This is a genomic window from Nanhaiella sioensis (genome assembly GCF_046557775.1).
GTDB lineage: Bacteria > Bacillota > Bacilli > Bacillales > SM2101 > Nanhaiella > Nanhaiella sioensis.
In genome coordinates this window covers 2,578,545-2,598,277 of the sequence record NZ_JBKAEG010000001.1, presented here as the reverse complement: position 1 = coordinate 2,598,277, position 19,733 = coordinate 2,578,545, and the positions used below count along the sequence as shown (strand labels likewise).

The 19,733-nt window shown below is 35.3% G+C and carries 13 protein-coding genes and 1 pseudogene; 3 read left to right on the top strand and 11 right to left on the bottom strand.

Annotation, left to right across the window (positions count from 1 at the left end; all coding sequences use genetic code 11):
- Positions 1-452: 452 nt before the first annotated feature.
- Positions 453-1,703, top strand: coding sequence for a polysaccharide deacetylase family protein (locus tag V1503_RS12045; protein ID WP_410627188.1), 1,251 nt, complete (start codon positions 453-455; stop codon positions 1,701-1,703).
- Positions 1,704-2,908: 1,205 nt separating this feature from the next.
- Here V1503_RS12045 and V1503_RS12040 read toward each other — a convergent pair.
- Positions 2,909-3,181 (bottom strand): hypothetical protein, encoded by a 273-nt coding sequence (locus V1503_RS12040; RefSeq protein ID WP_410627186.1) that lies wholly within the window; start codon positions 3,179-3,181, stop codon positions 2,909-2,911.
- A gap of 377 nt (positions 3,182-3,558) precedes the next feature.
- Here V1503_RS12040 and V1503_RS12035 point away from each other — a divergent pair, with 377 nt between their 5' ends.
- The gene (locus tag V1503_RS12035) at positions 3,559-4,092 is read left to right on the top strand and encodes a CueP family metal-binding protein (protein WP_410627184.1); all 534 of its coding nucleotides are present in this window, start codon (positions 3,559-3,561) and stop codon (positions 4,090-4,092) included.
- A gap of 554 nt (positions 4,093-4,646) precedes the next feature.
- Here the strand turns inward: V1503_RS12035 and V1503_RS12030 are convergent.
- Entirely contained in the window at positions 4,647-5,840 is a 1,194-nt protein-coding gene (locus V1503_RS12030; protein WP_410627182.1) for a PDZ domain-containing protein, read from the bottom strand.
- A 450-nt stretch (positions 5,841-6,290) separates the two neighbouring features.
- On the opposite strand from V1503_RS12030, the pseudogene V1503_RS12025 reads away from it, so the two are divergent.
- Positions 6,291-6,860 (top strand): annotated as a pseudogene (locus V1503_RS12025) (GNAT family N-acetyltransferase).
- Positions 6,861-6,960: 100 nt separating this feature from the next.
- Here the strand turns inward: V1503_RS12025 and V1503_RS12020 are convergent.
- The 9 genes from V1503_RS12020 to secA form a co-directional block, all read right to left on the bottom strand.
- Positions 6,961-8,421: a S41 family peptidase gene (locus tag V1503_RS12020; RefSeq protein WP_410627180.1), complete on the bottom strand. Its 1,461-nt coding sequence runs from the start codon at positions 8,419-8,421 to the stop codon at positions 6,961-6,963.
- 685 nt (positions 8,422-9,106) lie between these two features.
- On the bottom strand, positions 9,107-9,856 hold the full coding sequence (locus V1503_RS12015; protein WP_320257599.1) for a methyl-accepting chemotaxis protein: 750 nt from the start codon (positions 9,854-9,856) through the stop codon (positions 9,107-9,109).
- A 575-nt stretch (positions 9,857-10,431) separates the two neighbouring features.
- Positions 10,432-11,673: a murein hydrolase activator EnvC family protein gene (locus V1503_RS12010; RefSeq protein WP_410627177.1), complete on the bottom strand. Its 1,242-nt coding sequence runs from the start codon at positions 11,671-11,673 to the stop codon at positions 10,432-10,434.
- A gap of 80 nt (positions 11,674-11,753) precedes the next feature.
- Positions 11,754-12,641, bottom strand: a complete 888-nt coding sequence (gene ftsX / locus V1503_RS12005) for a permease-like cell division protein FtsX (protein WP_214484297.1) — start codon at positions 12,639-12,641, stop codon at positions 11,754-11,756.
- Positions 12,631-13,317 carry a cell division ATP-binding protein FtsE gene (ftsE, locus tag V1503_RS12000; RefSeq protein WP_214484298.1) on the bottom strand — a complete coding sequence of 229 codons (687 nt, stop codon included), beginning with the start codon at positions 13,315-13,317 and terminating at the stop codon, positions 12,631-12,633. The genes ftsX and ftsE overlap by 11 nt, the downstream gene beginning before the upstream one ends.
- Before the next feature lie 470 nt (positions 13,318-13,787).
- A complete protein-coding gene (cccB, locus tag V1503_RS11995; RefSeq protein WP_214484299.1) occupies positions 13,788-14,162 on the bottom strand; it encodes a cytochrome c551 in 375 nt (124 codons plus the stop codon).
- 55 nt (positions 14,163-14,217) lie between these two features.
- Positions 14,218-15,087: a YitT family protein gene (locus V1503_RS11990; RefSeq protein ID WP_320257596.1), complete on the bottom strand. Its 870-nt coding sequence runs from the start codon at positions 15,085-15,087 to the stop codon at positions 14,218-14,220.
- A 550-nt stretch (positions 15,088-15,637) separates the two neighbouring features.
- A protein-coding gene (prfB, locus tag V1503_RS11985; protein WP_410627174.1) for a peptide chain release factor 2 occupies positions 15,638-16,739 on the bottom strand; the annotation gives its coding sequence in 2 pieces (ribosomal slippage) (positions 15,638-16,666 and positions 16,668-16,739; 1,101 coding nt in all).
- Between the two features lie 185 nt (positions 16,740-16,924).
- Complete coding sequence (secA, locus tag V1503_RS11980; protein ID WP_410627172.1) at positions 16,925-19,432, bottom strand: preprotein translocase subunit SecA; 2,508 nt, start codon at positions 19,430-19,432, stop codon at positions 16,925-16,927.
- Positions 19,433-19,733 lie beyond the last annotated feature (301 nt).

Below are 19,733 nucleotides of genomic sequence, written 5' to 3'. Positions count from 1 at the left end.
TTTACAAAAGGCTATTTTCGTATAATATATTGCTTTTATTCACATATTTTCAACCGCATGCAGTGGTTTGGTATACTTTGATTTGCAGAAGAAAGGCTGTCACTAACTCTATATTTATACGTGTTAAGACCTTAGTACGAATAACAACAGTTTATGCGAAAACAGCCTACAAATAACAACTAAACTCATTACCTCCTTCCACCTAAATATCATACGCAAAAAATGTAATTATTCCCTCTTCACAATAACCTAGCTACTAAACTACGATTGGATATACATACCATTGAAATGAATTAGACATCTATACTAATATCAACAAAGATTAGTTACTAAGTAATGTGCTCATTTACTTATAGCTCTCAAATTTTATTAATTATATAATAGGTGACTATAGCATTCTATCTTCCATTATTAGTAATAATAATCAATCATCATTGGAACAAGGGGAAAATATGAAAAGGTATAAAATGATTTTTAAGTCTTTAAGTGTCATGGCAGGATTGTTTTTGCTTTTTGCATTCGTTATTGGCATTGTTCAATCTGCAATGAGTATTAATTACACACCTTCAAAAGCAAGTCAACAAACAAGCATACTAGAATTAGAGCCTAATAGCGCTTTTACTCCTGTATACGATAATAGGAAGGAAGAATTCACCATTGTAGGGTATTTACAAAATGGACATACATTCGAGATACTACGTGATTATAGCAATGAATGGTGGCAAATTTCCTTTGGTAACGGAAATGGATATGTAAAAAAAACAGATGTCATTGTTAATGAAGAACCATACAGATTGAAGTCTACAAAAAACACAAACGATATGTTTATTACGATTAAAGAAACAAATATATTTGAAAAACCATCAGATTCTCTTCATCCTATCGCAACGATTGCTCAAAACTTAAGATATCCTATCATGACTGAGTCAAACGATTATTATGAAGTGAAGATAGCAGGTAAGGTCGGCTATGTAAAAAAGTCAGACGTAGAACTTGATGATGGGATTCCAATATTAATGTACCACCATTTTTCATACGATGAAGACAATCTTTACCCTGGTAATCTCAATATCATTCCCCCGCATGAATTTTCTCAGCAAATGACTATATTAGCTGAGGAAGAAGTTGAAACTATTACACTCACAGATTTAGAAGGTTATCTAAATGGTACGACGAATTTACCTGGAAAAGTCGTCGCGTTGACATTTGATGATGGGCTACAGTCTGTTAATGAATATGCTTATCCAATATTAAAAACCAATAAACAACTTGGAAATCTATTTATTATAACTGGCCGTACTCCGAATGAAGGGGCACCATATAATCCAAAAGCTACAAAATTTCAATATTTGACTACTCAAATGATTGATAACATGAGAGATGTTTTTTCCGTTTCCGCTCATACACATAATATGCATCGGCTAAAAGGACAAACAAGTCACTTAGTCGCTAAGCCCCTTGAAGAAGTACAAGAAGATTTGCGATTGAATAAATCAATCTTGGAGACAGATTACTTTGCTTATCCTTTTGGCAAATATAATGAAGATATAGTAAGAGTTGTGAAAGAGGAAGGATTTAAAATGGCTTTTACAACTAAACGAGGCTATGTAAAAAAAGGTGATAATCCATACCTATTAAACCGCTTGAATGTTCCTCCTGGAATGACGATAAATGAATATAAAAAACTCGTTGGAATTGACTAATGTTACTGTGATGAGCGTTTATAATTCTAGGTAAATCTGTCTAAAAAAGCAATTGGAGACACGACGGGGAGGTCACTACCTTCGATGTTGACGAGCAAATAGTCACATTTACTTGGATTGAAGAGATAGAGCGGCTTCTCAATTGTATCGCGAAGAGAAGCCTCTTTTTTTGTAGTTGGACAGTAAAAGTAGACATTCGGATAGTAAAAAGTGATATTTCGATAGTAAAAGCAGCTTTTTGGATAGTAAAAGATCATTTTTCGATAGTAAACGCAGCTTTTTGGATAGTAAAAAGATCATTTTTCGATAGTAAACGCAGCTTTTTGGATAGTAAAAGATCATTTTTCGATAGTAAACGCAGCTTTTTGGATAGTAAAAGATCATTTTCCGATAGTAAAGGCAGATATTTGGATAGTAAAAGATCATTTTTCGATAGTAAAAGCAGCTTTTTGGATAGTAAAAGGGCATCTTTGGATAGTAAAAGATCATTTTTCGATAGTAAACGCAGCTTTTTGGATAGTAAAAGATCATTTTTCGATAGTAAACGCAGCTTTTTGGATAGTAACCGTGCTATTTGGACAATAAAGTAATCTATGGACAAATACCGCTAGCCAACATAGCCAGTGAAAAATTTCTAGGAATCCCAGCAGTGTTTATTATAATAATAAGTTACTTTTACGTTCCTGGATATTCTATCTTTTTTGATATACAGGCTTTTAGCTGGAAAAATAATCTTAGTCTGTATGCAATTATTTTTCTAGGCTATGTAATTACAACAAGCTTTTATAAACAACAAACAAATACAAGTAGTAAAGATAAAAACAGTCAAACTTAAGTGTGAGTGTCTTTTAATAAACTCAATGAACATTGAACAATAATGCCAATGAAATGGATTCTGTTATTAAAGAAATTAGTAATGTCTCCAATCAACAATCCGTGGACTTTGTCTGCAAAAATAACAATTATTATCAAAAGGAGGCGTATACCTAAGTAATGAGGTTACGCCCTTTTTCATAGTAAATAACAACCAATTTGTACTCAACCTTCTATACATGTGGCTGTTTTCACACTGAATGTAGCTAACGTATAAGCACATATGCATTTAGCTACTACTTAAACCCTACTAAGGGATTGTTTCAGTTATCTACATCATCTACTTATGACCCAGAGCTAATAAATCGACTTACGATTAGAATGTGTTAATATTATAATGTTGTATTTGTTAATGACTTTGAGCTTTCACCATGACAAGAATTATACATTTCTTGTAAATCCTCTTCCCCGAGATCAGGATGTACTTCCTCCATGTATTCTTTCATTTCAGTCCATTCAAAGTTATTTTCGTTCCAACCCATGTTATTCATCTTATTGTCATTAATCATGAAATTACTTGATTGACCTCCATTTGCTAAAGCAGTAGTACCAGCTCCAATTGCTAAGCTTGCAGTTAGTATGCCGACCATTATTTTGTTTTTCATCCTTTTTCCCTCCTTCATTTATTTACTGTTATTATCTTAAAAATAAATCGAGAAACTTTGCAGATTCTTAAAACATTTTGTTAACATCCAACTAAATACACGAAGATATTACATATATACTGAATGTAGCTAATTCCCAATTGACAACCAGAATATGTGGCTGACATTTAGTTCTGCTTGCTATCTTCTTGCCTTGTTCGTACAGCAATAAGTATTATGTCCCTTGTACTAGACGAGATGTAGCTCATTCTTACTCAACATGTTAAAACGGTCGAGAAACGAATTATGACATTTTAGTGATAACCATTTTGCTTTTTATCTAATTAACATTAAATACTGTATAATACCATATAGAAACTAATAAGGAGTGGATATTAATGAAATTGAAAAGTGTATTTGTAGTCCTCTCAACTGCGTTTTTGTTAGTAGGCTGCAGTGAAGAAAATACACAGACACAATCTCAACAAGAAATGGATCCACAGTCTATTAAAGATTTAGTAAATGACTACAGTATTGGTAACATTGACGCGGAGAATGCATCTATTACATCTGAGCAACTCATTGTAGAGGAAACTAGCGGAGAGAAACGTGAGTATGATTTACCAGATGATGAATTCTTTGTTTCAATTGCACCATATGTAAAGAATACACATCCATGTACAAACCATAGCTTGACAGGCTGCCAAGGTGAACTAGCAAATGAGCAATTTGATGTTGTAATCGTAGATGCAACAGGGAATATAATTATTGAGGAAACAATGGTTTCTGGAGAAAATGGCTTTATTGACATGTGGTTACCACGTGACAAAGAATACGAAGTTAGAATAACTCATGACGGAAAAATGGCAGAAAACAATTTTTCTACTTATAAAACAGATCAAACTTGTATGACCACAATGCAATTATTGTAAAGAGGAGCGTCTATTAACGCCCCTCTTTTCGTAAATTTTGTTGCTATAGTTCCTAAAATAGGAGAATACTCAACAGTCATATGATATATAAATAAATGGCGAGTGAACCTCTATTTCAATTTTATTATAATTATTCATAATTAAATGGATTGGGATATTATAAGAACAATACGTTACTAATGGGATAATTCAGAATTAAATGGAATAACAGTGATATCACTTTATTCAATTAATGCGTTTTTCATAATTAATCGGAAAAAATTATTGATGCTTTTACACCTATATAGTTGCAAAACTCCACTGATATGCGTTTAATTTTCTATCTAAGTATAGGCCTGGAACTTTTCTTATTATATGCATTAATAATTAAATTTAGATATTTGGTACTATAATTATCCACGGCAATATAGTACATTGAATGGATTGGCGTAGAAGGAGAAAAGAATTTTTGCATCCATTATATCTATGATATGAACAAAAGCTGACCGCCAGCCCGGATCTTTATACTTGTTATAATTAGATTTCCTTCTTCATTTTCTTGGAAACTTACACATTTATACCGCTTCATTATCCCATTTCTTATCATCTTGGACGAATAGTATGCCTAGCTCATGATGCTCGCCATCGTATAACGCTCTTTGTGTAAAGCGTACCTGACCATTCACATCAATGACTTCAAGCTTGCAGAAAGCACTATTTTTTTGTATAGCTTCGTAAAATTCTTCTACTGATCGAACAGTTACACCATTCACTTTCGTAATCATTTCTCCAACTTGAATTACCATTTTTTCTGCTGGAGACTGGGAGATAATAGCTAACACAACAAGACCGTGATCACGCTGTGAGAAATAAAAAGGATAGGAGTCATCTTTCAATCGTTGTTGGATGGCAATCATTTCTCTTCCTAGTATCGCAATGAATACAGCAATCGTTGCAAATACAGGTAACCAAATACTACTAATAGCAGCAGTAGCTACAATCAAACTGAGCAATAAAACGCGTTTTCCTGTTTGTTGGATCATTTCAGATGGATGCATACCTTGAATATGCATTGAAAAACCGATGACAAAAGGAACGAAACATAACGCATACTCAGTTTGTCCTATGGAAAAGACAGGCCACCAAGGTATTTGAGTAGTAATAACTTCACCCGGCAATAGAAATAGTACAGGCAACATCCAAATTCGTTGTGCTTTATGTGCCCCTACTTGTAATCCACGCTTACTTTTTTTCAAATAAGGCGACGTCCCTACCCCACCTTTTTTCCATATTAAAAAACCTTCCATTACCATAAATAATGCGAGTAGAATGGCTAATCCTGACAAGCTTGTCCACAACTGGTCTGACGAAAATGACAACATAGCCAAATCATTCAAGTCTAATTTCGGTAATAATATTAAAGAAAAGAATGTTAAACCTAACACATTTGCTGGTGTTAACAATCTAGGTGTGATCATAAAGCTTAATATCAAAGTAATAATTGCAACAATAACAATAGTCTCTAGTGTTAGAACAATTCCTACCCCGATTGTGACGATTGAAAGAATTGCTCCGGCAAATAGACCGACTGAAAATAAGGATCGAAGCTCAAGAAAAGAATCATAAATACGAACATGGAAATCACGACGTTCTTTCTTCACACGGATAAAGCCGATTAGTAATGTATATGCAATAAAATAATATGTTAATGGATGAAGGAAAAAGCGACCAATCGCTTTAAGGAACTCTAATACCCATTCTTCTACCACTAAGCCACCCCCTCGGTTATCTATGAAATACGTACAATTAGTTATCTATTATTTTATCAAATTGTTGGAAAAAAGGATACGTTCAATATCAACCTCTGCATGGCCTTTCATGATATGATGTGTTTACACAATTTACACCTATGACTATTACATCAAATACGAATTTATTTAGTATTTCACATGATTGTGTCTGTGATCTAGCAAATGAGTTAGATCGTTATACCTCTTTGTTTACTAAAGTAATTTAGTTACATAAATTTTTATGAGCGTTTTATAAAGGATGTTTTCACATTAAGAAATAAACAACTAGAGTTCATGGCACCTTTTCTTCTGTACATCGATAGCTAACGATATAAAACCACATTTTTGAAACTAATTTGATTTACGAAAAGAGCACTAGTTGTATATCTAAGTATTAAAAGAAACTATAAAGTATTTAGGGGTGTTTATTTGCAGCAGTTTAATACAGCTTCAGAATCAACAAGATTAGTCATAAGACCATTAGCACAAGAAGATTACGAAAACTGGCTTAACGAATTTAATAATAGACTCCAATCTCAACATAGGCATGACGAAGGAAAAATTGATATGAGTATGTGTACACGTGAGTGGTTTAACAATTTAGTAGAAAAGCATCAAGAATTCGCATTGAATGATCAAGTGTACATATTTGGTATTTTCCTGAAAGAAGCAGGTACACATGTAGGAATGATTGATTTTTCCACTTTAGCAAGAGATCATTTTCAATGGGGAAGGATTGGTTATACGGTTCATAATCATCATTGGCGGAAAGGCTATGGTAAAGAGGCTGTAAATGAAGCACTTAATATGGCCTTCAGAGAATGAAAATTCCATCGTATTGAAGCTCATATTAATATTGATAATGCACCATCCATTCAATTAGCCAAAAGTGTAGGTATGGAGTTTGAATGTATAAGGAAAGGCTTTATCTATGAATTCGATGAGTGGACTGACAATCTTGTCTACTACAAAAATTCACATGAAGAAACAGGGATATAAATATAAAGAAAAAAGGTCTGTCACACAATCATGTCCTGTATAACATCTCTAAAAAGATTTTTATACAGAATTTAATTGTAATGTCAGACCTTTTTGCAACTTATTTTGTCAGTTGTTCCAATGCTGCCTTTAATTGAGCGTCATTTTCTTCTTTACCGATTTCCTCAATAATTCTATCTTCTATTTGTGTTGCTGTTTCTTGATTTATAACTCCTGTGGCTTCAAGGTTATTCGCTTGCTGAAACTTCGATACAGCTGTTTCAGTTTCTTTCCCGAAATAGCCGTCTTCACGGCCTGGATCGAAGCCGAGTCCTTTTAACATGATTTGAATATTTTTAATGTGTTCAGAATTCATATCATAGGTTAAATCTTCTTCAAACTGGATTGGATTTGTGTAAAAATAAGCTGGTTGCTTCACTTCAATAGTTGGCTCCACACCTTTTTCATGAATCCAGTTTCCATCTGGGGTTAACCATTTAAATTGAGTAAGCTTTACACTGCTACCATCATCCATCGGAATCGCCTGTTGAACTGTTCCTTTTCCGAATGATGTTTCCCCTATAATATCGTAACCACCTGCTTCTTTTAACGCCACAGCAAAGATTTCGGATGCAGAGGCACTACCTTCATTAATTAGAGCTACGATTGGATATGGCTTCTGTTCCTTTAATGATGAAGAACTACGTAGCTTCTCACCATTGCGGTCTTCAATTTGTACATATGGCTTATCTTTAGTAACTAATTGTTTTAACATTTTCTCTACACTGTCTAAATAACCTCCACCATTACCACGAACATCAACAACAAGACCATCTATATTTTGTTTTTCAAGCTGTTCTAGCTGTTGCTCAAAATCTTCATCCGTGTCTTCAGAAAAAGAAGTAATTTGAATATATCCTAAGCTTTTCCCTGCGTGTTCTTTTACAGATGAATAGACTGTTTCAATAGGTATTTCATCTCTCACAACGTCAAAAGTTATAGTGTCAGAAACACCTTCTCGCATCACCTCTAAAACGACGGTCGTCCCTTTTTCTCCACGAATTTTTAACACTGCCTCAAATAGATCCAAGCCTTCTATACTTTCACCATCTACTTTAATAACTTTATCTTTAGACTTTAGCCCTGCTTTTTCGGCAGGAGAATTTTTAAAGGGTGTTACAATTGTAAGAATGCCATCTTCCATACTTACCTCTGCACCAATTCCTTCAAATGACGATGAAAGTGACTGATTAAATTGGTCAGCTGTCTCCTTATCCATATATGATGAAAACGGATCTTCTAACGTTTCAATCATGCCTTCGATGGCTCCTTCAATCAACTCTGAGTCATCAATTTGTTCTACATAACGATTTTTAATTAATTCAAACACTTCTTCAACTTTTGTAAAATCCTCTTCATCATTGGTGACCTCTTGCTGAACAGCTTTGTCTTCTACACTAGTCAACTGGTCCGACTGAATGACTGGTTGATCATCATCAATATACTTTACTCCAGCGTAAGTACCTCCAGCTCCTAGTAGCATCGAGATAACGATCAAAATTACTGCTGTTTTTCGACTCACAACAACGTTCCCCCTTAACTTCGCACTCACTATTATATCATGATGTCCAACTTTCCATTTGAACACACACTATTAAGCGTAACCAAAATAACGTATGATCTTACATATTTATGAAAACATTGTAGCAAAGGCATCACACGGTGTAGTGCGATGCCTTTACAGCAACTATATGAATAACTATTTCATTTTATGTCGTTATATATAGTTTAAAGCTTTCCAACTCTTTTTTCAAATCCTATCGTAATAAATCCATATATTTACATACAAATACGAAACATCGCGCTCAATAATCTAAACAATTACTTTTCTGTGCAATGAATTGCTTTTATTAAAAAAGGACATGCATTTGTATATGGAGAAAACCGAGCAATATCAAAAGCTCGGCACAATTAGTTTATATGAATTTATTATCTTAAATATATATCGATCATTTATGATAGACCATTCAATGTTTTTACTGTCACTGTTGTATTTGATTGTCATAAAGACAGTTATTATTGCGATTCTAAGCATCCTTATCGTACATATATTTTTTCAAGAAATGGATATTATCTGAGAAAATGGTGGTAGCAATTGCTGAATGGACCATGTTAAATATGCCTGTTGAATGTATGCACGGCATGAGAGCCGTCGTTAACCGATATGGTCCAACGCCTTATGTACTGCTCAGTTTTCTTATCGTTAGTTAACTATGTACACTTATGGCTGAATCTAAACCTATTGCAATAACTTTTCTATTTTCAGATATACTTTGACTTATCGTGTTAGCCTTTTGACTCATTTGATTGATCTCTTCAGTTACATTCCTTAGCTCTTCTTTTTGGTTAGCTACAACTGAGATCGCTGAGTGGATTGAATCGAATAGCTCTTTTGACGTTTGAACACTTTGAATCCCTGTTCCTATTTTATGTTGTCCATCCTTTGAAAGATCGCTAATATCTTGAATCTCAGATAAGATGGATGAAATTGAAGTTTGCGCCTGTTTTGTTGCTTTTGCGCTCTCTTCAGATAGCTTACGAATTTCTTTTGCGACAACATCAAACCCTCTCCCTGCATCACCGGCACGGGCTGCTTCTATCGAGGCATTTAAAGCTAAAAGATTCGTCTGCGAAGAAATATTTTGTAACGATTTAATCATTTCAGTTAAATGATGAGATAATCCAGTTAATGTTTCAACCTTTATTAATAACTCCGTAGAGGCTTGTTGAATACTGTTCATCTCTTCTACAGTACGGACTACTGTTTGAGTGCCATCTTCAGCATACTGAGATGCCTCATTCACTTGATTATTAATATCGTTTGAAAGGTACGTTAGGTTATTGGATGATTCGACAATGTTATCAGCATTATTTAAAAATTCAGTCATTTCTTTTTTTTGTAATTCCATAACATTCTTTGCTTGTAAAAGCTTATTATTACTTATCGCTAGAGACAAATTTTTCACTCCTTTGCATATTATCTACACCTTAATAGCTACACCTCTTCAATGCCCTTGTCACCACTATAAGCTACCACCAAATGCTGAAATCATTTCTTATGAAGGCTGTGCTTTTGAATGAGCCGGATGAAATCGTCTTTTAAGCTAACCAAATCTAAAATGCTGATTCCACTAAATATAGGCTGGAACTAACTGAAGAAATTATAAATAAAGCACATTTAAACCAAGACTTTCAGCCCATACGAATAGGGTATATTGTACCCATGTTGACTTGTTTTTTTGTAATGAAGCTTACCGCTTGTTTCTTATTCTATATGAATCTACAAATGATGTATACTAAAAAGCAATGCTAAAGAAAGACCGTAAGTACATGAGCACTTACGGTCTTTCTACACAGACTACCTCAAGGTATTCAATAAATTCTGTTATACGGAAGTCTGAACATCATATATAGAGAAGGTACATTCATAAGCTTTGCTGTTATTGTAAAAACATAACAGCTAGTTTAAGGTTTATATGCTTCCTATTATTTTTACAACATTTTACGTTGTGAATGTTTGTATGAAATTTCCTTAGTTAATATAGTCTCTAGGGTTTACGGCATTTGATTTTGATGCATTCCAATAGCCTTTATGTATTTCAAAATGAAGATGCTGACCAAAGGAAAACCCAGTATTACCCATCAAACCAATTTGCTGTCCTTGGGTTACAACTTGTCCTTCTGAAACTGCTCGACTATTCATATGTGCGTAAACAGTCGTATAGGTTTGTCCATCAATATCATGCAGTAGAAATACAACATTACCATAGCTAGTAGAATAATAGGATCTGAATACAACACCTGTAGCTGATGCTACAATAGGTACTGTTCCGCGTTTTGCAATATCTACTCCAAAGTGAGTTGTACCCCAGCGTGCCCCATAGCCAGATGTATATGATCCTGCAGCTGGTTTAATAAATGTCCCTGATCCTGCAGAACCACCATTCTGCCTCGCTTGCTCTTCACGCTTTTTCTCTTCCTCCAATGCTTTTAGCAGGTTTTTTGCTGCCTGCTCTTGCTTTGCAAGAATCGCTTGTTCTTCCTCTTTTGAAAGAATCTCTCTTTCTAGCTCTTCCTCTTTATCCTTTAGCTGTTCCATAAACACTTCTTTTTCTTGTGATTGTCGCTCTAGCTCAGCCTGTAATGTTTCTAGTTCACCTAGTTTTACTTCTAATTCTTCCTTCTGTTGTGTAAGATTGGCTTCCTCTTCTTCCTTCAACTGCTTGTCCGCTTCATGAGCACGTAAAATCTCTTTATCAGCTTTAACAATTTTAGCTACAGCACTCATTCGTCCTATGAAATCACCAAAGTCTTTTGCACCAAGCAAAACTTCTAAGTAGCTAACTGCTCCTCCTCCTTCTTGTAAGGAACGAGCACGATTTTTTATAAGCTCATCTCTTGCTTCAATTCGTTCTTTCAAATCAGCTATTTTACCTTTTAATACTTCAATTTCTTCCTTTTTCTGTTCAATTTCAGCTTGCTTTGCAATAATTTGTTCATTTGTTTCTGCTACGGCAATATCTAAACGTCTAATTTCATCAAGTAACACAGCTTGTTCCCGTTGTAATTCTTCAACTTCCTTTTCTGCATCAGTAATTTCACCAGCAACTTGACTTTTCTTACTTTGGATATTTTTAATTTCGCTTTTCTTATCTTCAATTTCTTGTGTTGTTACTGCGAAAGCAGCATTGTTATCCGAAGTAACTAATAGTCCACTAAGCCCAACTGTAACTGAAACTCCAAGTAATAATAGCTTTGATTTGAAAGGCTTCAAAGTCTTATTCCTCCAAACATTGAGTTTTCATTATCTCTTTCTTTCACACACTAAGATCATTTTTTATGTTATCTCTTTATCTATACTTTTAAGAATTTTCGAACGGACATTAAACTACCCCAAACACCGATACATGCACCAATCAAAATGAGTATTAAAGCGATTTGCAGTGCAAATGGGTAAAATGGGAGCATTTGTAGAAAGTCAGCAGATAGCATCGGCTGTGCATTTTCTTGTAAATAATAATAGGCTGTTAGAATGATAGATATTGGTAAAATTGCCCCTAATATTCCAAGCCATAGCCCTTCTAAGAAAAACGGCCAGCGAATAAATGAATTAGTTGCGCCAACTAATTTCATAATCTCTATCTCACTTCTGCGTGCTACAATCGTAATTTTTATCGTATTTGAGATCAGGAACATTGCGGTAAATAATAGTCCTATGACTAAACCTAACCCTATATTTCGTGATACATTAAAGATTTTAAATAGGTTGTTCACAACTTCTTCACCATAATCAACCTGTGCGACTGCTGAGAAATCTTCAATTTTTTTCGCTACTTCATTTACTTCAATCGGTTGATTCGTTTTCACAACGTATACATCAGATAAAGGGTTATTATCACCCTTGAGCATATCAAGAACTGGTCCGAGGCTTTCTACTAAGCTATCAAGCTCTTCATCCTTTGATACGAAGGTAATAGATTTAACTTCAGCTATTTTATCAATCTTCTTTTCTAACTCCTTGACCTCATCACCAGTAGCTACAGTATCAATGAACACACGTATTTCTACATCTTCTTCTATCAATTGAGTAAAGTGATACATATTCATCATAATGACAAGGAAAACACCTACTAACAGCAAAGTAACAGTCACTGCACTGATAGAAGCAAAGGTCATCCACCCGTTTCTTCCTAGGTTTTTAACACTTTCCCGTGTATGCCTTTTGAGAGTACTAAATTTCATAACCATAGTCCCCTCTCATTTCATCACGGGCAATTTTGCCATTTTCAATTGCAATAACTCGTTTTTTAATTTTGTTTACGATCTCACTATTATGAGTCGCCATCAAAATTGTCGTTCCCCTATTATTAATTTCCTCAAATATGTCCATGATTTCCCACGCTGTATCTGGGTCAAGATTCCCCGTAGGTTCATCTGCTATCATTATTTTTGGAGAGTTAACGATGGAACGGGCAATAGATACACGCTGCTGCTCTCCACCAGATAATTCATCTGGCTTAAAACGAGCCTTATGCTTCAGGCGAACTAAATCTAATACTCCCATCACTCTTCGTTTTATGTATTTTGGATTCTCTTCAATTACTTCTAAAGCAAATGCTACATTTTCATAAACAGTAAGCTTAGGAAGAAGTTTAAAATCTTGGAAGACAACTCCTATATGCCTTCGTAACAAAGGAACCTTTTTTTCTTTAAGACTTGATAAATTGATTCCATTTATCATAATCGAACCATTTGAAGGCCTTTCTTCACGGTACATCATTTTAATAAACGTTGATTTCCCAGCACCACTAGGTCCAACGACATATACAAATTCACCTTCATTAATTTTCACACTAATCCCGTTAATCGCAAGGACCCCGTTAGGATAAGTTTTATACACATCCTGCATTTCTATCATTAATATCACCTAAATTTTGTCATTTTATGTAAAAAACACTCTTGTTAGTCTGTTTTTTGACAAATTATATGGATAAATCCAATAATTTTACATTCACAGTATCCATTATAACATCAAAGATAGACTATTTAGGACAAAAAATTATTACAGTTATATTTCAAAAAGAGCACCAGACTCACTCAATTAATCGTGAACATTGTCAAAAGAGATAAAAAAATAAAGCTTTTTTCCTAAATTAAAAGATCTTTGTAAATTAGTTGCTATTTGTTTATATAGAAACTCTTCTTATTTACTATTAGGTCTAAAGCAGGTGAAAAATAGAAATTGAGTTAATAATTAATCCAAAAGATAAAGGAGGTAATTGTATAGGGGTGTACCGCAGTAGCTTTAGTCAAGATTTTACAAATAAAAAAAGCCAAACCGTATTAATGGAATGACTTTTTATGTAAAAGCTAATTTTTATCAAAAACTTATTTTTTCTCAGCTAACCATGCTGCAACATTTACTGCATCATCGCCAGTAATGATTCCACCACTCATAGAACCTTGACCGTTCGCAATGATATCTTCAATGTCAGCTTGTGAAAGCTTACTGCCAATATCCTCTAGCTGTGGACCAAATCCGCCTTCTAAATTTCCACCGTGACAACCAGCACAGCTTTGTTTATAAACATCTTCTGCTGCAGCAACATTCACTGCACCTGTATCTCCTGTTTCTGTTTCAGTTTCTTCAGTTGGTGTAGTTTCAGCCTCTTCTTTTGGTTCTGTAGCTTCATCTCCGCCACCACCACAAGCAGCTAAAACAAGAGATGTACCCATCAATAATGCAAGTAATTTCTTTTTCATTTGCGATTCCCCCTCATGTCTGAAATTAGTAAAATATAACTTTATTATACCCAATTTAGGCCCTTTTAAAACCCTCACCAAGGACTTCGGTAGCGTCCATAGCAACGACAAATGCTGATGTATCAATGCTTTTAACTAATTGTTTCAATTTAGTGAACTCTGTTTGGTTCACAACGCACATAAGAATTGGCTTTTCGTCATCCGTATAGCCCCCAAAAGCTGAGAGCTTTGTCACTCCTCGATCAAGTTCATGCAATATTTTACTGCGGACTTCCTCTTGCTCATTTGTAATAATCATTGCCATTTTTGAATAGCCTAACCCAACTTGTATAAAATTAATCGTTTTACTCGTAACAAATAATGCGATAATTGCATATAGACCACTTTCAATATCAAATACAATAGCCGCTGTTATAACGATGATACCGTCAATAAATGCGACGCATGTTCCAAGGGAAATGCCTGTATACTTATGAAAAATTTGCGCAGCTAAATCTGTTCCTCCTGTTGATGCCTGTCCACGAAAAACGATTCCTAGCCCTAGTCCGACACCCATTCCTCCAAATAATGCCCCTAACAGTGGGTTTTGAGTAGCAGGCTCGAGGTTTTCAGATAAATAAACAACAAACGGCAAAAATACTGTACCAATTAATGTTTTCATCCCAAATTTACGACCAAGTAATATTACGCCAGCGATAAATAATGGTACATTGAATGCCCATTGCACATAAGCAGGCTTCCATCCAAACATCTCTTTAGTAATCGTACTAATTCCACTAACCCCACCAGAGGCAACATTGTTCGGTAGTAAAAACAAGTTAAAAGCAAGAGCAACAATAGCCGATCCAATCAGTATATAACATATGTCTAGTGTTGCGATTATTTTCGGGTCCAATGCTTGACTCTTACGGCTTCGTTTCTTCATCCTTTTTTCTCCACCTTTTTAAACACAATTCTAAAAGTCATGTAGACAATTTTACTAATTGCCTATGAGAGTATAGCATGGTGGAAATATCGTGTAAATGCTAACCATATAACGTGTTAAAGGAGTAAACTATAGAAGGAACTTATTGCTTATTTTTTGTTTGAGGAACTATCTTATAAGTGGTAAAAAATGAAAATTACTTAACGCATAGAACTTAATAAGAGACAGAAGAGGGAGTTTCGATGAATAATTTAATCTCGTACTTATATATAGTAGTTTTTGGTGCCAAATTGATTTGATTAAATATGATTTATTGTTCACTTGTTATGATTGTCTACATGTTTGGGTTAAATGTTCTGTATATTGTGTAAACCTATTATTTTTTTGTTGAACATGCTTGTTATAGTCCATTTTTATGCTGTTACTTGCCATATTCTTTCGTTTACTGTCCTAATGGAGGATTTACTTGCCTAAGTAGTAAGCACAAAAAAACTATTCTCATAATAAGTTACACAAAAACCCCACTCATATAGAATGGGGCATTATCAGTTTAGTTAAGTCTTGAACGAAGGTACGAATCGATGAATGAATCAAGCTCACCATCCATCACACCTTGTACGTTACCTACTTCAGTATTCGTACGATGATCTTTCACGAGAGAATACGGATGGAATACGTAAGAACGAATTTGACTTCCCCAACCGATCTCCTTTTGCTCACCACGAATTTCAGCGAGCTGCTCTTGTTGTTCTTCAATTTTCTTTTGATAGAGCTTTGCTTTTAACATTTTCATCGCTCGATCACGGTTTTTAATTTGTGAACGCTCTGATTGGCACGTAACAACAACGTTCGTCGGAGTATGAGTAATCCTTACTGCCGAATCAGTCGTATTGACGTGCTGACCACCCGCCCCACTTGCACGGTACGTGTCTATTTTCAAATCTTCAGTACGAATATCAATTTCAATGTCTTCGTTAAACTCTGGCATCACTTCACATGATACAAAAGACGTATGACGACGACCTGACGAATCAAAAGGTGAGATTCGAACGAGGCGATGAACACCTTTTTCCGCTTTTAAATAGCCGTATGCATTATGCCCTTTAATTAACAGTGTGACACTTTTAATACCAGCTTCGTCTCCTGGTAAATAATCCAAGGTTTCTACTTTGTAACCTCTTCGCTCTGCCCAACGTGTATACATACGCAACAACATTGAACCCCAATCTTGTGATTCTGTACCACCCGCACCTGGATGTAGCTCTAAAATCGCATTATTTTTGTCATAAGGTTCACTTAATAACAATTCTAATTCAAATGTATTTAAGTCCTTCGTTAATGCTTTACATTCACTTTCAAGCTCTTTTTGTAAATCATCATCTGGCTCTTCTTTGACTAGCTCATGAGTCACTTCAAGATTTTCAAATGTCTCATTTAGCGCTGTGAACTTGTTAACTAAGTCCTTTAAGCCATTTGCTTCATTTATGACAGTTTGAGCCGCTTGTTGATCATCCCAAAAGGATGGTGCTGCCATTAATTCTTCCAACTCATCTATTCGAGCTTGCTTCGTATCGAGGTCAAAGAGACCCCCTAAAATCAGCTAAACGAGTAGCCATTTTGTCAAGCTCTTGCTTAATTTCAACTAAATCCATTTATTTTCCACCTCAATAATAATTTTTACCTACCTTACATGTATATCCTCTTGACTGTAATCTAAATACATTAAAACAAAATCATAGAAAATAGGTGAGCTAGCATCCACTGCCAACTCACCTTTGTTCACAGTAAAGAATAAAATAACCTTTATCTCTGTATAGCATCGAGGGTCAGATCCCCGTTATTTGCCGTGGCACTGTTTAAATTTCTTCCCACTTCCGCAATAACATGGGTCATTTCGGCCGATGGAGACTGCTTTTTTAACTGGTTTGCGCTTTTGCTTTTCTCCGTCTTGCTTTGGATTAACCGCCTGTCCTTTTGCGACTTCTTGACGTTGGAGGTTGTTTCGAATTTGGGCTTTCATCACATACTTCGCAACGTCCTCTTCAACTGAAGCCACCATATTTTCAAACATCGAAAATCCTTCCATTTGATACTCACGTAATGGATCAATCTGGCCATAAGCTCGAAGGTGAATACCTTGACGAAGATGATCCATCGCATCAATATGATCCATCCATTTACTATCAACCGCACGCAGAACGATAACTTTTTCAAACTCACGCATCTGCTCTGGCGCTAATTGTTGTTCTTTTTCATCATAACGTTCTTTTACTTTTGCATAGATGAGCTCACTAATTTCTTCAGGCTCCTGACCTTTAATTTGGTCAAGTGAGACATCACCTTCAGCAAGCATTGTTGCATTTGTATAATCAATGATACCTTTAAGGTTCCACTCTTCTGGAAGCTCTTCCTTCGGTGTATGCAATTCAACAGATCGTTCAATCGTTGACTTAATCATACCTTCAACGATATCACGAAGGTTTTCTGATGACAGGACGTCAGATCTCTGTTTATATATAATTTCACGCTGCTGACGTAATACATCATCATATTGTAAAAGCTGCTTACGAGCATCAAAGTTATTTCCTTCAACACGTTTTTGAGCTGATTCAACGGCTCTTGAAACCATTTTACTTTGAATAGGCTGTGTATCATCCATGCCGAGTCGCTCCATCATCGCTTTCATATTGTCCGATCCGAAGCGACGCATCAGCTCATCTTCCATGGATAAATAAAATTGTGTCACCCCTGGATCTCCTTGACGACCGGAACGACCACGTAATTGATTGTCAATTCGGCGACTTTCATGACGTTCTGTACCAATTACCGAAAGTCCTCCTGCTTCCTTCACACCTTCACCAAGTTTAATATCTGTGCCACGTCCAGCCATGTTCGTTGCAATCGTTACCGCACCAGGTTGACCGGCTTCTTCGATAATCTGTGCCTCTTTCCCATGATTTTTCGCATTTAAGATGTGATGAGGAATACCCTTTTTCTTTAAAAACTTAGATATAATTTCAGAAGTTTCAATAGCCACTGTTCCAACAAGTACAGGCTGCCCTTTTTGATGGCGTTCGGCAATATCTTCAACAACTGCTCGAAACTTCCCTTCGATCGTTTTATAAATAAGATCAGCACGATCATCACGTACGATTGGCCTATTCGTTGGGATGACGACAACGTGCATGTTATAAATATTCCTAAACTCTTCTTCTTCTGTTTTTGCCGTACCTGTCATACCAGAAAGCTTTTCATACATACGGAAATAGTTTTGGAACGTTACTGTTGCCAGTGTCATGCTTTCATTTTGAATATCAAGTCCTTCTTTGGCTTCAATTGCTTGATGTAAACCTTCACTATATCGACGGCCTTTCATCAAACGTCCCGTAAAAGGATCAACGATCACAACTTCGCCATCTTGAACAACATAATCAATGTCTTTATGCATACTAGCATGCGCTTTTAACGCTTGATTTATATGATGATTTAATGAAACATGTGTAATATCAAATAGGTTATCAATACCGAAAGCACGTTCAGCCTTATTCATGCCTTCTTCAGTTAGCTGAACACCTTTTGATTTTTCATCGAAAATAAAATCTGATTCTTTATTTAGCGTACGTACGAACGCATTAGCTTGTACATATAATTGTGCTGACTTTTGTGCTGAACCAGATATAATTAGAGGTGTTCTTGCTTCATCAATAAGAATTGAGTCAACCTCATCAATCACCGCATAATACAGCGGTCGCTGAACCATCTGTTCTTTGTATAGCACCATATTATCACGTAAATAATCAAACCCTAGCTCATTGTTCGTTGCATATATAATATCAGCTGCATACGCCTCTATTTTTTCCTCACGAGACATACCGTTTAAGTTCAAACCGACTGTTAATCCTAAAAATTCATATAGCTGACCCATCTCATGAGCATCACGACTTGCTAAATATTCATTGACAGTTACAACGTGCACACCTTTTCCTGTCAAGGCATTTAAGTATACCGGCATTGTCGCTGTTAACGTTTTACCTTCTCCTGTTTTCATCTCAGAAATATTACCATCATGAAGGGAAACACCCCCCATTAATTGTACCTTGTATGGATATAAACCTAACACACGCTTAGCTGCTTCACGAACAACCGCAAAGGCTTCAACAAGCATATCATCAAGCTTTTCCCCTTTATCATAACGACCTTTGAATTCTGCTGTTTTTGATTGTAACTGCTCATCCGTTAAATTATCCATATCTGCACTTAATGAATCAATTTGTGCTGCAAGCTTTTCCAATTTAGTAATTTGACGTTTATTACCATCAAGTACTTTCTTTATCATTCCAAGCATTCAAAACGCTCCTCTATTTTTCATATAAGTTACACCCGATACGACACATTCTCACACTGGATATATAATAATGTATATACTAAGTTTTTTCCCTTATAGAAATCCTATTTCTAATATTAACATTTTGAGACAAAGTGAACAACATTTTGGAGGAATGTGGGAGCATAAGAAGGCAGAATCATATGAATATTTTTTATTTCATTCAAAAACCTTAACTAAACTTGTTTGAAAAAGAGTTAGATCATTCTTATAAGCGTATTTTTTTAAATAACTCCGTTTACGAAAAGTATTGTTAAAAGAG

Excerpts from the sequence above, each read along its gene's own strand:
- V1503_RS11990 (WP_320257596.1), bottom strand. The coding sequence starts at position 15,087 with ATGAAGAAACGAAGCCGTAAGAGTCAAGCATTGGACCCGAAAATAATC.
- V1503_RS12045 (WP_410627188.1), top strand. The coding sequence starts at position 453 with ATGAAAAGGTATAAAATGATTTTTAAGTCTTTAAGTGTCATGGCAGGA.
- cccB (WP_214484299.1), bottom strand. The coding sequence starts at position 14,162 with ATGAAAAAGAAATTACTTGCATTATTGATGGGTACATCTCTTGTTTTA.
- secA (WP_410627172.1), bottom strand. The coding sequence starts at position 19,432 with ATGCTTGGAATGATAAAGAAAGTACTTGATGGTAATAAACGTCAAATT.
- V1503_RS12035 (WP_410627184.1), top strand. The coding sequence starts at position 3,559 with ATGAAATTGAAAAGTGTATTTGTAGTCCTCTCAACTGCGTTTTTGTTA.
- ftsE (WP_214484298.1), bottom strand. The coding sequence starts at position 13,317 with ATGATAGAAATGCAGGATGTGTATAAAACTTATCCTAACGGGGTCCTT.
- ftsX (WP_214484297.1), bottom strand. The coding sequence starts at position 12,641 with ATGAAATTTAGTACTCTCAAAAGGCATACACGGGAAAGTGTTAAAAAC.
- V1503_RS12040 (WP_410627186.1), bottom strand. The coding sequence starts at position 3,181 with ATGAAAAACAAAATAATGGTCGGCATACTAACTGCAAGCTTAGCAATT.